Below are 13,966 nucleotides of genomic sequence, written 5' to 3' on the forward strand. Positions count from 1 at the left end.
TCAACCGCAAGCGTCACTTTTTCTGTTTATTCATGAATGTTTGCTATATAACGTCTCGCCCGACGTGTAGTCAGCACTACCGATTACTTGAGTTTTGTTATTTGTCAGCGTGGGTGCAACTTGAATTAACGATACGTTTTTACCATGAGGAAATAGTGTGAGGTTTTTGAGTACATTAGCGGCATTATTCCCGGTATTGACCAGCGCTGCTACGCTCGAAGTTTGGGTGGGCATCAATTACGAAACGGCAGGTTACGTCAAAGAGCATATTGAATCTATGACTGATCATAGCGTCGAAATTCGCCCGTTTAATGTCAACAGTATTCGTTCGGAACTCCTTGTTGCCGATCCTCGTGATAAGACTTTTCCAGATGCGATCTGGGTACCCTCCGATTTTTTAGGTCTGACTGAATATATTGATTTAGCAACATTACCCTCCAATTGGGTTGATACTTCACGCTATGAGAAAAAAGCGTTGGGTTCAGTGGTGCTAAACGGTGAACTTAAGGCGTTACCTGTCGGTATCGGCAACCAGTTAGTGCTTTATTCTAACGAACCTCAAACTCAAGCCATCACTTGGGAGGAACTAATGAAGCGTTCGTCTCAATCGATGCAAGCCAGTGTGCTTTTCCCCAATCCAAACATGTATTTCTTTTTGGCATTCTACCAGTTGTTTTCACAAGAGAAGCTCTCATCGAAAACCATCAATGGTGAGGACTTAGTGTCTGTTTTTGAGTTTATCGACATGCTCGAGAAGAAGAATGTTATTAAATCGTCTTGTGATGAAGTCTGTGCAAGGCAACGTTTTATCGATGGTGAGGTTGAGTTTTTAATTGATGGAGATTGGGCTTTTAGTGAATTAGAGCAAGCCTACGGCCGCCAGTTGCAAGTGAACTCTTTACCAACCTATCGAGGTCAGGCTATGTCTTCATTTAGCGGCGCTAAGATTTTTGCAGTGACCAAGAAAGGTATGCAAGACCCTGGAACCAAAGAAGTTTTAAAAGAGGTGGTTGAGTATTTGCAGTCGAACCGTTTCACCTACTTAGCGCATTCAAATGCAATGATCTCTCCATTCCATGAAGTGAATCAGCGCCGTGTTGATGAGGGAAATGTCACCTTTTCAAACATGTACGATGAATTTCAATCATCACAAATGATGTCAAGCGACTACAAAATGGCGATTGTTTGGGAAGCAACTGCCAGAGCTTATGAGCGATATAAATCGGGAATGCCAAAGCAGAAGCTACATAAATTTTACGATGACTTTGTCGCGTATTACTCAGCGACCATGAGGTCTGCACAATGAAGTTCTCATTGAAGTACTCGACGGGTTTAGTGCTATTTGCTTGCTCTTTGCTGCCTGTTTATTTAGCGGGTCAACTCATACTGAATATGCAGAATGAGAGCTCTTTGGAACAGAAAGAGATCAAACTGGCCAATTCTAAAGCTGGTATACAACAAACGGTGCAGGAGCAGATCGACCTTACTGCCAGCCTCACCCAATGGTATTCACAAGATCGTTCCCTGATTAAAGCGGGCGGGAATATCTTTTTCTCTAGCGTTGTGTGGGACAAGATGGACAGCTTTAACACACTCGCGGATAGTGTGTCGGCGACATACATATTAGATCGCAACTGGAAACCCATTTATGACAGTAATGGCAGCTTGTACCACTTTGAACAAAGTCAGTTATTAGAGGAACTCAAGCATCCTCAGCCTGCATATACACAAGGCAAGATGTACCATATTGAATTCACTGAGTCAGAACTTGCTGATGATGCGAAGTCAGGCATTGCTTTTGTCGCACCAATACTGCCATATCGACTCATCGAGGGTTCCAACTACACACCACAAGGTTATCTTGTCGTGTTGATGGGGTACGATAGATTAGAGTCGAAAGTCGCGCCATTCTTATATGAAAACGAATCTGTTGGATTTAAATATCTAACTTCTGATGCGCAAGACAGCACTTGGGCGCACAGTAAAATTGTATCCAACAACAACACTTTGTTTTCGAAAAATCTTGTCCTAGGAGTAAGACACCAGGTGTCTGATGAGGCTCGTTTGTTGGAGATGCAGCAATCTCAAGTTGTGTTTATTCGAATATTCTTCGCGACATTATTTGCTGCCATCGTTATTGCTTTAGTGCTTAATCGTTGGTTCTCTAAACAATTGAATCTACTGACAGAATCTGTTGAATCCTATTCAAACAATCGACCGCCTAGTCACGGTGCAAATGAACATCATTTTACAGAGTTCATTACATTTAGTCGTTTGCTGGAAAAAATGTGGGGACGAATACAGCATCAATTAAGTGAGGCACGAGTTCGTAATGACCAGTTAAGAAGTGCTTACCACCAAATCCAAGAGAGTAATCACAAGCTGGAGAATTTCAACCTTCAGTTAGAGCAAACCGTAGAAGAGAAGACGAGTAGGTTAACGCATTCATTGGCTCGTGAAGAGTCTCAGAAAAACCGTATTCTTAAGATCGTCAAGTTTGCTTCCACGAGGCAAAATGTTGAATACCGACTGATTCCAGAACATGTTAATCGACAACTCGAGTCACTCCTTCCGAATTGCCTAATTGGGTTCAGCTTTAGTTGTATTGCTGACGGAGAAATCGTGGACAACGACTTTTCTGATCGTTACAAGGTTTTAAAAGACTCGAAAGAGATAACGATTGGTCACTTTTTCTCTCAAAGTTTTGCTTTGCTGAATGAAGAAGACCTGCTGATTTTTGACTTATACCAAAAGCAGTTAGCAGGTTGGGTTGAGCTAGAAAATATGAATCGTATCAACATGCCTACGGGGTGTTATAACCGTAAAGCCTTCGATGAAGATCTGGAGTTTTATAAACAATGCGCGACCGAGAATAAAGATATCTTATCTTTGCTGATCATTGATATTAATGGGTTAAAGGCCGCCAACGACCAGTATGGTCATGCCGTGGGTGATGAGCTGATAAAAGGTTGTACAAACGTCATTCGTAATCGGTTAAGCGGGGCGAGCAACCTGTATCGATTAGGCGGTGATGAATTTGCCATTCTTACTTTGGCACCAGCCGATCAACAAGCACAAGATCCTCAGCAATTAGCTCAACGACTATATGCAGATCAATTTGAGCAGGTTGTCGAAACGCAAGCCGGCGGTAGCATTCCGGTTAGGTTCTCTATTGGGGTCGCTTCAACAGAGTCGAGCGGTATAGAAGACTTGTTCTCTCAAGCCGATGAAGATATGTATCTTCAAAAGCGTCGTTATTACCAAGGTTTGTCTGAGGCAGTAAAGTTGCGCGAATCAAACATCAGTTAGAATTAGAGTTGGAATTAAGGATTAAAGGTGGGCGTTCTTAGCTTCGATGACCATTAAAGCGAAACTGCTGTGGCGTAACATCAAAAGTCGCTTTGAAGGCTTTGATATAAGAGGAGTCGTTTTGATATCCCACTTGATCAGCAATACTTTGTATCGAGTTATCTTCGTCTAGCAGGGACAATGAGTAAATCAGTCGTATTTGTTGACGCCACAGCTGAAACGAGGTGTTGAACTCTTTCGAGAATAATCGTGATAACGTTCGCTCGGATGCGCCTACTTTTTCTCCCCACGCTTTGAGCGACAAATCTAAATTTGGCTCATCAGTGAGGGCTTCAAATATCAACTTCAAACGCCTGTCTTGTGGCAATAACAACTGAAATGTCTGTACGTTGTCTTTCATTATTTGGTCGTGCAATACGGACAGTAGGCGAGACACTTCTTCATCGCTCACCAATCCCTCACACTGTCTGCGAATTTCTTGTAATAGCTCGTTTAGAAAAGGAGTCAGTGTAATGGTTCTAACTTCGGGCTCATACTTTGTTCCAAAGGCTGGGTTAAGGTAAATGCCAACAAACGTGGTATGGCTCAATGCGATAGATTCATGTGAAATACCGGCAGGTACAAACAAAGCCGATGTGTGCGGCACAAGGTGTTGATAGTGTTCTGTTTGAGTTTGTAGCAAACCTTTGAGTGGAAAGATCACTTGATGCCATGTGTGTTGGTGCATCGCATCGATGTAACCTTTCGGCATGTCGATAGTCTTAACGAGCGCGGGCGAGTTCGGATTGGCGACCATCATCTTGTTGGAGGTGACCACTCCGGTACGAGAATCGATTTGGCGGGTTAGCATGGTTAAGTGTCCTTATGTCCCTATTCTGACGGGGCGACCCTAGGCTATCATGCTCGACAAATAGAATGAAGCCGAGAGGATACGAGCATGCGCTTTCAAGTAGAGATATCCAAACAAAACCAGCTTTTGTTTAAAGTTGGTATTGAGAATATCGACTGCAGAAAGTGTGAAACATCACTCGATACTGTATTAGCTAAGTTTCCAATCGAAGAGGGCTATCAGCGTCATGTGTTGGCTTCTGATAGTGAGACTCGCTACCTCAAAAGCACCGACCAGAGTATTGAAGTGTTGGCGGCGATTCCGATATTTAGATCATTAGGCGAGCGATAGTACTGCTCGTAGAAGACAATATTCTCGCAGAAAGAACAATAAGATTGAGACAAAAAGGGAGAGATATGAAGAAGTTAGGCGTGGTAAACAATGTATTGGCAGGCAAAACGGTCGCTTTCGCACATGGTGCCAAAAGTGCCATCAACAAACAAGTATTGTTGGAGCGTCAACACGCAACGGAGCTGGGTTTTACCAATGATGAGCAAGGTGATCCGCGTTTTCATGGCGGCATTCAAAAAGCCCTTCATATCTACCCAAGCGAACATTACCCAGTTTGGCAACAGGAGTTGGGCGACAAAGGTGTTTTTCAATCAGCTGGCGCTTTTGGGGAGAACATCAGCTCAAGCGGCGTGACCGAACAATCGATTTGCTTAAAAGATAAAATCCGTATTGGGTCTACTTTGTTGGAAGTATCGCAAGGGCGTATGCCTTGTTGGAAGCTCAATGTGCGTTTTGACCAACACGATATGGCAAAAAGGCTGCAAGACACACTCAGAACCGGTTGGTATTTCCGAGTGTTAGAAGAGGGCGAGATCGGTGCAGGTGATGAGATCATACTGTGCGAGCGTCCTTATCCTGATTGGTCGCTTGCTCGTATCATGGGGGCAGTTTTTACAGGAAGTTTAGATAAAGACTTATTAAGTCAAATGACGGCATTGCCATTGGTTGAGTCTTGGGGAGCGCTTGTTGCACGTCGCCTCGAAACGGGTAAAGTCGAAGATTGGGAAATGCGCTTGGTTGGGCCTACAGCGGTATAAACCAGTCGTTAGATAGAGAAAGCCCGCTATTGAGATATAGCGGGATTTTTAAGTCTAATGAGCTTCGTAATTGCCGTTATAGCCAGAAACTCTTCAGCGGCATATCAGGCGAAAAGTGATGAGCAACTTGTGCTTGAAGCAACTCTGCGGTTGCAATTGCATCAGTAAGCGCATGATGTGGCGTGTAGTCGGGCAGGTGGTATCGACGACGGCTTTGCCCTAGTCGAACCGAACCAGGCTTCTTACCTTTTAATTTATTCCACAGGCCGCCAGCTAGCTTGTTCTGGATCTGAGACTCAATCTCTAGCGTGTCCAGCACCGGAAACTCTATGCCTTCATTCAATCGCACTTTCAATGCGTTGTTTAAGAAATCTCGCTCGATACGACGGTAGTGAACAACTGGAATATGACCAGCCATCGCTTGCAATACTTCATCCAACACTTCATCAAGATCCGGTGCATCGATGATGTCATTGTGGGTAATGCCGTGGATTACCACTGACTCCTCTTCTAGCTTCTGACTTGGGCGTAATGTCCAGTGCCTTGCTTGTCGCAGGTAGATTCGGTTAAGGGTGAATGGCACCAAACCTATGGTTATGATCCCATCTTTAGAAGGGTTCAGGCCAGTCGTTTCGAAATCCAACGCTAAGAACATCACCTCTGAAAGTGGTGTGTCAGGCGCAGGAAGCGGTTGGTTGTAGAACTGTTTTAAGCGTTCATCCTGGGCACGTTCAAGCTTTTGAGCAAACTTAAATGGCCAATCGACCGCTGGTGATCTGAATAGTTTGTTCATAGGCCCTACTTAAACTTGTTACTGGCTTGGTAACGGAACTTAAGGAAGTTTTGCGCATTACTTAAGATTTGGAACGCATCCTTAAGGTTACGACGTTCAAAATCAGACAGGTTTTCCGGTTCGATGTTGTTATCCGGCTCAACATTGTTATCAACATCGTGCGCTTGGTGGCGAATGCGCACCAGAGAGATAAATTCCATCGCATCTTTAAGATCTTGTGCTCTGCCTTTTGGCAAAATACCTGCGTCGATAATGTCGTCTAAGCGCTCAAATGAGTTTTTAGAGCGAGAGCCCACCGCAAGAGAGTGAACTCGAATCAAATCGGCGAGAGGAGCCGTACCACGTCGTTTGAGGTTGATGGAGTTGTTATGACGACCATCTTTCTCCATTACGAAGTCTTTAAAGAAACCAAGTGGCGGAGTACGGTTGAGCGCATTACGTGCCAGACATGCCAGGAAGCGGTTGTTCTTACGTGCACGTCTTACGATAAAGCTGTTTAGTTGCTCTGCCCATTTCAGGCGGCCATAAACACCATCTAGGTCGAAGAAGATCGATGCGTTCAATAGCGCTTTCGGGTTAGGATCATCAATCCAGTCGGCGAAGCACTCTTCCCATTCTCTGCGTGTCATGCGCCAAGTTGGGTTAGTCGCCATGATGTCACCCGTACAATACACGTAACCACATTGGTCTAAGCCGTCACAAATGAATTTTGAGAGTGCTTCAAAGTACTTGCCGTGCTTTGCTTCGTCGTAGGTGTCATCAAGAATGATGGCGTTATCTTGGTCTGTCACCAGCAGTTGTTCATCACGCCCCATAGAGCCTAATGCTAGGAAACAATATGGAATTGGTGATTTGCCTAACTGCTCTTCGGCGAGTTCGATAATACGCTGCTTAAAGCTACGACCAATTACCGACATTGCGGTGCCAACCATATGAGCATTGGCATCTTCGTTAACGAGACGGACAAAGCTGTCTTTCACTTGCTCAGAGAGCACTTTGAGATCTTCGATGCTTTGTTGCTGGAAGATACTACTTACTAAGAGCAGCGAGTTTTGAGATTCGTAACGGACGATGTCGGTCGCTTCGATAATACCGATTGGCTTCTTATCTTTCAGGACAGGTAAGTGGTGCACGTTGTAGCGAAGCATGGTCATCATGGCTTCGTATACATAGGCATTGTGGTCAAGAGAGATAACCTCAGGTGTCATCACGCTAGAGACTTCATCGGATGGATCTAGACCTTCTGCCAGTACGCGAGTGCACAAATCTCGGTCTGTAATAATACCGATAACGGGCGTTGAGTCGTCTTCATCATCTTCAACGATGTCAGGGTCGATGATCAGCAAGGAAGAGACATTCTCTTCCGCCATCATGGTGGCCGCTTGTTGAATGGTGCGCGTTTTCTCAATCATCGGTGCTTCACTGGTCAGCAGCGTTTTCACTTTAGATGTCGTGAGGTCGTTGGCATCGTTATTACTTGAGTTTGCCTGACGTAAGCGCGCGTTATCCTCAACCTCTACGAAATCCGCAAAAGAGTCGTAGTTATCGTAGAGCTCTTGGAAAATAGGCTCAGGAATGCAGTAGAGCAGGGTATCTTCGGTCGCTTTTACTGGGAAGCGCACCTTGTTGTTGGTAAGCAGGCCCATTTGACCAAACAGATGGCCTTCATCAAGGCGGTTATACAGTTCCCCTTTACGACGATAGACTTCGACTTCGCCGCTTCGAACCATATACAGATCATGAATTTGATCACCAAAGTGAATGATAGGTGTGTCTTGGCGGTAATAAGAAATTTCCACGCTACTGGTCACTTTCGTCAACATCTCCTCAGGGAGCTCATTGAAAGGGGGGTATTGTGCCAGAAAGTTTTGAATCTCTAATAACTCAGCATCCATAGTAATCATCCATTGGTTTGTATGATTTCATGGTACAACATTTGATAATAATTTGCCGTCACAAATCAATCTGTGAGCTAAAACCTTTTTAAAGTCTTAGGGATAGACTAACCTTTCAAATAATGGAGTGACAGTTTAAGGATGATGGGAATGTCGAAGTGGAAGCTTAGTTTTGTATCTGCAGTTTTTATGTTTTCTCCAAGTTTGTGGGCAGACACTCACAGTGTGGATATTCTTGATTACGACCACGTTTATGCAACGGCGCATTCAGGCAGTTTAAACGAAGATGCTGGGGGCAATAATAATGCATCGGCGTTTGGATTAGGGGTTAGCTACACCATGACCGATGATTGGTTACTGCTTGGTGATTATAGCGCGCGCTTCATCCACCCTGACGAGAGTACTACTCGTATTGATACACTAATGGCTGGTGCGGGTTATCGTTATAGCATCAAGAAAGACTTGGATATTGTCGCTTCTTATTTGCTTGGCGTGACTAAAGGGGAAGTTGAGCTGAATGGCACCAATGAGACCTTAGAGTCGGACACGGAATTTGTCCAAGGTGTTAAAGCCGAGCTTAACTATGGCTTTGCTAAACGTTGGATTGCGAACGGTAGCGTGCAACTTAACCGCAGCGATTTATTCGATGAAGAGATTTACCACCTAGGTTTACGTTATTTAGTGACCAACAAGTTTGCGATTGGTGGCTCATACCAACATAGAGATGGTGAGGGGAGCACAGGCGTAAGTGAGAGGACGAATGAGTTAGGTGTCGAGTTCTTCCTCGAGTACTAATAGAATTAAATCTAATGCGTTACGACAGCTACAAAAAAGCCAGCTTAATCGCTGGCTTTTGCATATCTAAGTGTCTGCAAGAGCAGACTTGGTATTGTTACGATTAAAGAACCGCAGCGATACCTTTACATAGAGGGCCCATGTTTGACTTAGTCATGCCCGCTACGCTGATGCGGCCAGAGCCAACAATGTAGATTGCGAATTCGTCTTTTAAGCGGTTTACTTGCTCTTTGCTCAAACCAGAGAAAGAGAACATGCCATTTTGGCGCTCGATGAACGTGAAGTCTGCATCAACACCTTCAGATTTCAGTGTTGCAACGAACAATTCGCGCATCTCTTGAATACGGTCACGCATCTCAGCGACTTCCGCTTCCCATTCAGCACGTAGACCAGCATCGCCAAGGATGTGAGTTACGACAGCACTACCGTGCGCTGGTGGGTTAGAGTAGATAGAGCGGATGATGCTCTTAACTTGAGAGAATGCTGTTGTTGCTACGTCTGCAGACTCAGCAACCAAAGTGAATGCACCAACACGCTCATTGTACAGACCGAAGTTCTTAGAGAACGAGCTCGCGACTAGAATCTCTTTGTTGTATTTAGCGAAAGTGCGAAGGCCAGCAGCATCTTCTTCAACGCCTTTTGCAAAACCTTGGTAAGCAAAGTCGAATAGTGGAAGAAGCTTCTTCTCAGCAACGAGCTTAGCCAGTACTTCCCACTCTTCAGCTGTTGGGTCAATACCTGTTGGGTTGTGACAGCAGCCGTGAAGAAGAACGATATCACCTTCAGATGCTTTCTCTAGGTCAGCAATCATACCAGCGAAGTCTTTGTCTTTTGTTTCAGCGTTGTAGTAGCTGTACTGAGCTGTTTCGATACCCGCAGCAGCGAATACACCGTTGTGGTTAGCCCAAGTTGGGTTGCTGATCCAGATCTTCACATCGCCAAGTTGGCGCTTAATGAATTCACCTGCAACACGTAGAGCACCAGTACCACCCGGAGCTTGTGCTGTTTTAGCACGTTGAGAATTTACGATTTCTGCATCTGAACCGAAAAGTAGCTTCTGTACTGCTAGGCCGTATTCAGCTGTACCTTCAATCGTTAGGTAAGATTTGGTTTTTTCGTTTTCAAGAAGTGCAGCTTCTGCTTTCTTTACTGTTTTAAGTACTGGCGTTTGACCATCTTCATTTTTGTAGATGCCAACACCAAGGTTGATTTTCTCTGCACGAGAGTCGTTTTTAAACTCTTCAGTAAGGCCGAGGATAGGGTCGGCAGGCGCAGCTAACACTTTTTCAAACATAATCTTCATCCATGTCAATTGAGAGGGGATAGTATCTATGGGTAGTTATACCTGTATGGAATTTTTAAGACAATACGAAGTGAACAGAAAGACCAAAAAAAATCCATTTCAATCAGATTTATTGACTAAAGAGGGTATTTGATAACAAAACACCCTACGGATTAACCTATAGGGTGCAAGAAGTTAGTGGTTTTTGAAAAGATTATGCGGTGGAAGTAATAAGGCTTTCTCTCTCCAGTTCGTTTTCTTCGTTTTTTCCATCTTTGTAAGTGGCCGCTATTTCAACAAAAAGGTCTTCGACGGCTAAAAAGGCTTGAACAACTTGCGGATCGAAATGAGAAGCTTCACCTTCTAAAATGATCGCTTTGGCTTGTTGATGTGTAAATGCTGGCTTATAGACGCGTTTAGAGATTAATGCGTCATAAACATCGGCTAATGCCATTAAACGACCAGATAAAGGGATGTCTTCGCCAGACAATTGATTTGGATAGCCGCTGCCATTCCATTTCTCGTGGTGAGTCAGGGAAATCTCTTTCGCCACTCTTAAGAAAGAACTGCTCCCGAGCTGCTTTTCAGCGATAGATAAGGCTTCAGCGCCAATAGCAGGGTGCCCCTTCATTATTTCAAACTCTTCGTCAGTCAATTTTCCCGGTTTCAACAGCACGCTATCAGGAACGCCTACCTTGCCAACATCATGCAGTGGCGCAGACTTATAAAGCAGTTCGATATAGTTTGGAGTTAACAAGGCTGAATGGGTTTCAGACTTACTAAGCTCTTGTGCGAGTACCTTAACGTATTCTTGAGTTCTAAGGATATGCGCGCCTGTCTCATTATCTCTCGATTCGGCAAGTGCAGATAGACTGACAATCGCGACATCGCGTGTGGTTTTCACTTCGTTTTGCGCTGTTTCCAAGCTATCGAGCATGGTGTTGGTCATGGATGCCATTGAGCCAAGTTCGTTATAGCCGAAAATAGGCAGGCGGACACCTTGCTCTCCATTTGTCACCTTGTTTAATGCGCACTCTTGGCTAAGCAAAATACGCTTAATCAGCTTGCTCCACAGTGTCATGATGACAATAGCGTAGCCGCCTAATACAAGTGCTAAATAGATGAATTCTTTGATTACGCTGATCTTGCCTGTGCCATCGAGTAAGCGGGCTGGATTGTGTTCCAGCCAAAATATGTCTTTGACTGCAATCATGGTTAGCATGGTCGTCAGTGTGACAAGAAGTACCATCACCAAGCCAATCATCTGTTTAACTAGCGAGCTTCTTTCACCGACCAGCTGAAAATCATACGTCCCTGTGGCTTCCATATCGTCCATTTGCTTTAGTTTGGCGCTTAGCTGGAGAATGGTGCCGGTAAAGAAGCCAAATAAGCTCATTCCAAATAAGACTTTTAGATTACTGTCTACGGTGAACTCGTAGCTAAGGTTGTAATACAGTGCGAATGGGATACTCGCTGCAAAGAACAGAAAGGTATCAAGCTGAGCAAACCTGCCTTGCTTAACCAAAGCGTGATTGGCGAATAAAAAGTGACGAACAAGCCAAACCAAGACAAAAACGATGCTGACGTGAGTGAAAATCTCAAGTGTGGATAGGCTCTCAAGCATCGGACACACTCGGCTACCATAAGTGCCAAAGAGCACCCCGGCGATAGCGTATAACTGGGTCGTTAGCGATTTATTATAGTTAGAAGTATCCATCGATAAGCCTTTGTTCTTGTTGATTTACATGAGCCTTAGATTGATTGACGGATAAAGACGCACGCACGATTAACATAGATGACATGAATGAGACCGGAAATTCTATCGATAGCTTTCGCGGATTGATACAAGAAAGTGGTTAGTGTTGGATTTTTGTTAGCTAGGTGGGGAATATTACAGCGTTATTATGAAGAGGTTTGAATAGCCTCGGTTGAGTCTCGAGGCTATTACGTCGATGAGGTTGCGATGAGAGCTGAGAAGATTTGCTACAACGCGACCTAACGATTATTAAAAGGCGGTTACTTTTTCAGATTGATTTCTGCTTCAATTGAACCAGTTTCAATCTCTGGGTGTGACGCCAGTTTGTCTGCTGCCCATTGGTTGATGTGCTTAAGAATTGCAGATACCGCGTGCTTTTCAGTAGGTGCTTGATCTTGCTCTACATCTAGCTTCTGCTTTGGATGTGAGCCTGTCGCATCTTCAGCAATATGGAGCCAATCTGGGTGCCAGTAGTATGGCTGGCCACTCGGTGTTGTCCAACTGTGAACACCGTTTGACTCTCCTTTATAACTTAACTGATCTGCTTCTATTTTTTTCATTGTTATCTCGCATGTTTTTGGGTTACATCAAATTATTGAGGCGTAAAGCGAATTTAGCTCTTACCTTGGGTACAAACTTAGCAAAGCTTACAAAGTTATCTGTGAACCAATTCACACAATTATAGAAATTAGGTGCAATCATATGGATAGAAGCAATAGTTGATCACGTTAATGATAAGATCACCCGTCCACAGGAATTTATCTAGGTAGTACAATTAGATGGCGCGTTATGAAGAGCTTGCAAAGGATATTCGGACTCAGATCGCTAATAACACGTGGCGTTCAGGGGAGAAGATCCCTTCTGTACGCATGAGTTGTCGTAACTATAACGTCAGTAATAGTACTGTTTTACAAGCCTATCAGTTGTTAGAAAGTGAAGGTTGGATCATTGCCAAGCCTCAGTCTGGCTACTTTGTCGCCCCTAAGGTCGACGGCGTTGACTACGAAGCGCCAGTAGCACGAGAGAAGAAGGCGATTAATGATCGCTTGTTCGATTTCTTAAAGTCCAGCTCAGCAGAAGGCGTCATTCCTTTTGGCTCCGCTTTTCCTGACCCAGACCTTTTTCCTTTACCTACCTTAACTCGTAATCTAGCCAGCGCCGGCAGGAAGATGACGGGTGCTAGTGTCATTAACAATCTACCACCTGGAAGTGAATCTTTAAGAAGGCAGATAGCACAGCGTTATCTACAGCAAGGAATTACGGTTAACCATCAAGATATTGTGATTACTTCGGGTGCGATGGAAGCTCTGAACTTGAGCCTGCAAACCGTGACTCAATCTGGCGACTATGTTGTGATTGAATCGCCGGCATTTTATGGCGCTTTGCAAGCGGTAGAGAGGTTAGGGCTCAAACCGATAGAAGTGGATGTTTGCCCAGTCAACGGATTGGATATTGAACAGTTTGAAAGCGTACTGAAGAACCATAATGTGAAAGCATGTTGGCTGATGACGACTTTTCAAAATCCGACAGGCACAAGTCTATCAGACGAAGCTAAACGCCGCGTTGTAGAGATAGCAGAGCAGCACAATACCTACATTATTGAAGATGACGTTTATGGTGATCTTTACTATGAAGGACACAAACCTAAGCCTCTGAAGGCGTTTGATAAAACGGATTCGGTTTTGCTGTGTGGTTCTTATTCAAAAAGTCTTTGCCCTGGCTACCGCGTGGGTTGGGTGGTCAACACTCGCTTCAACGATGCGATTCAGAAGTTGCAACTGCTATCCACGCTCTCTAGTAGTGCGCCAGTTCAGCTTGGTGTCGCACATTTTCTAACTCATGAAAGCTACGATAATCATCTGCGTAAATTACGTAAGAATCTCTTGCAGAGAAAAGCACGCTTTTTAGAGGTCATCAAACAATATTTCCCACACTCTATTCAGCTTGAAGAACCCGCTGGTGGCTATTTTATTTGGATACGTTTCACTGCTGGTTTCGATAGCCAGCAGTTTCATCAACTAGCGATCGCACAGGGGATAAGTGTCGCATCGGGTGATTTGTTTAGTGAGCAGGGTAGTGTAGATAACGCTATTCGACTGAACTTCTCTTATGAACTGACTCAAGAAAGAGAGCAAGCCTTGAAACTGCTTGGAAAAGTCGCACATCAGTTAGCGAATTAAGTGCCGACCTAAACGCTA

General features: G+C 44.4%; 12 protein-coding genes. 6 read left to right on the plus strand and 6 right to left on the minus strand.

The features are described 5' to 3' along the window. Positions 1–157 precede the first annotated feature (157 nt). Both F0251_RS02045 and F0251_RS02050 read left to right on the plus strand, forming a co-directional pair. Positions 158–1,306 carry an extracellular solute-binding protein gene (locus F0251_RS02045; RefSeq protein WP_171730190.1) on the plus strand — a complete coding sequence of 383 codons (1,149 nt, stop codon included), beginning with the start codon at positions 158–160 and terminating at the stop codon, positions 1,304–1,306. Beyond that, entirely contained in the window at positions 1,303–3,309 is a 2,007-nt protein-coding gene (locus F0251_RS02050; protein WP_171730191.1) for a GGDEF domain-containing protein, read from the plus strand. The genes F0251_RS02045 and F0251_RS02050 overlap by 4 nt, the downstream gene beginning before the upstream one ends. Positions 3,310–3,346: 37 nt before the next feature. Here F0251_RS02050 and F0251_RS02055 read toward each other — a convergent pair whose 3' ends face one another. After that, entirely contained in the window at positions 3,347–4,159 is an 813-nt protein-coding gene (locus F0251_RS02055; RefSeq protein WP_171730192.1) for a helix-turn-helix transcriptional regulator, read from the minus strand. Between the two features lie 87 nt (positions 4,160–4,246). On the opposite strand from F0251_RS02055, the gene F0251_RS02060 reads away from it, so the two are divergent. Continuing rightward, positions 4,247–4,489 (plus strand): hypothetical protein, encoded by a 243-nt coding sequence (locus tag F0251_RS02060; protein WP_171730193.1) that lies wholly within the window; start codon positions 4,247–4,249, stop codon positions 4,487–4,489. Between the two features lie 65 nt (positions 4,490–4,554). Beyond that, positions 4,555–5,247 (plus strand): MOSC domain-containing protein, encoded by a 693-nt coding sequence (locus tag F0251_RS02065; protein WP_171730194.1) that lies wholly within the window; start codon positions 4,555–4,557, stop codon positions 5,245–5,247. 76 nt (positions 5,248–5,323) lie between these two features. Here F0251_RS02065 and F0251_RS02070 read toward each other — a convergent pair whose 3' ends face one another. Continuing rightward, a complete protein-coding gene (locus tag F0251_RS02070) occupies positions 5,324–6,040 on the minus strand; it encodes a 3'-5' exonuclease (RefSeq protein WP_061031639.1) in 717 nt (238 codons plus the stop codon). Between the two features lie 5 nt (positions 6,041–6,045). Further along, positions 6,046–7,935 (minus strand): DUF294 nucleotidyltransferase-like domain-containing protein, encoded by a 1,890-nt coding sequence (locus F0251_RS02075; protein ID WP_061031638.1) that lies wholly within the window; start codon positions 7,933–7,935, stop codon positions 6,046–6,048. Positions 7,936–8,085: 150 nt separating this feature from the next. On the opposite strand from F0251_RS02075, the gene F0251_RS02080 reads away from it, so the two are divergent. Beyond that, positions 8,086–8,730, plus strand: coding sequence for an outer membrane beta-barrel protein (locus F0251_RS02080; protein WP_061031637.1), 645 nt, complete (start codon positions 8,086–8,088; stop codon positions 8,728–8,730). Between the two features lie 103 nt (positions 8,731–8,833). On the opposite strand, the gene F0251_RS02085 is transcribed toward F0251_RS02080, so the two are convergent. The 3 genes from F0251_RS02085 to F0251_RS02095 all read right to left on the minus strand — a co-directional run bounded on the left by F0251_RS02085 (position 8,834) and on the right by F0251_RS02095 (position 12,328). Further along, positions 8,834–10,024, minus strand: a complete 1,191-nt coding sequence (locus tag F0251_RS02085) for an amino acid aminotransferase (RefSeq protein ID WP_171730195.1) — start codon at positions 10,022–10,024, stop codon at positions 8,834–8,836. A 202-nt stretch (positions 10,025–10,226) separates the two neighbouring features. Then, positions 10,227–11,729 (minus strand): HD-GYP domain-containing protein, encoded by a 1,503-nt coding sequence (locus F0251_RS02090; protein ID WP_116870350.1) that lies wholly within the window; start codon positions 11,727–11,729, stop codon positions 10,227–10,229. Positions 11,730–12,028: 299 nt separating this feature from the next. After that, positions 12,029–12,328 (minus strand): hypothetical protein, encoded by a 300-nt coding sequence (locus F0251_RS02095; RefSeq protein ID WP_063522463.1) that lies wholly within the window; start codon positions 12,326–12,328, stop codon positions 12,029–12,031. A gap of 219 nt (positions 12,329–12,547) precedes the next feature. Here F0251_RS02095 and F0251_RS02100 point away from each other — a divergent pair, with 219 nt between their 5' ends. Then, positions 12,548–13,948: a PLP-dependent aminotransferase family protein gene (locus F0251_RS02100; RefSeq protein ID WP_171730196.1), complete on the plus strand. Its 1,401-nt coding sequence runs from the start codon at positions 12,548–12,550 to the stop codon at positions 13,946–13,948. The last annotated feature ends 18 nt before the right edge of the window (positions 13,949–13,966 follow it).

The sequence above is a fragment of the Vibrio sp. 070316B genome (assembly GCF_013114115.1).
In the GTDB taxonomy this organism is placed as follows: Bacteria; Pseudomonadota; Gammaproteobacteria; order Enterobacterales; family Vibrionaceae; genus Vibrio; species Vibrio chagasii_B.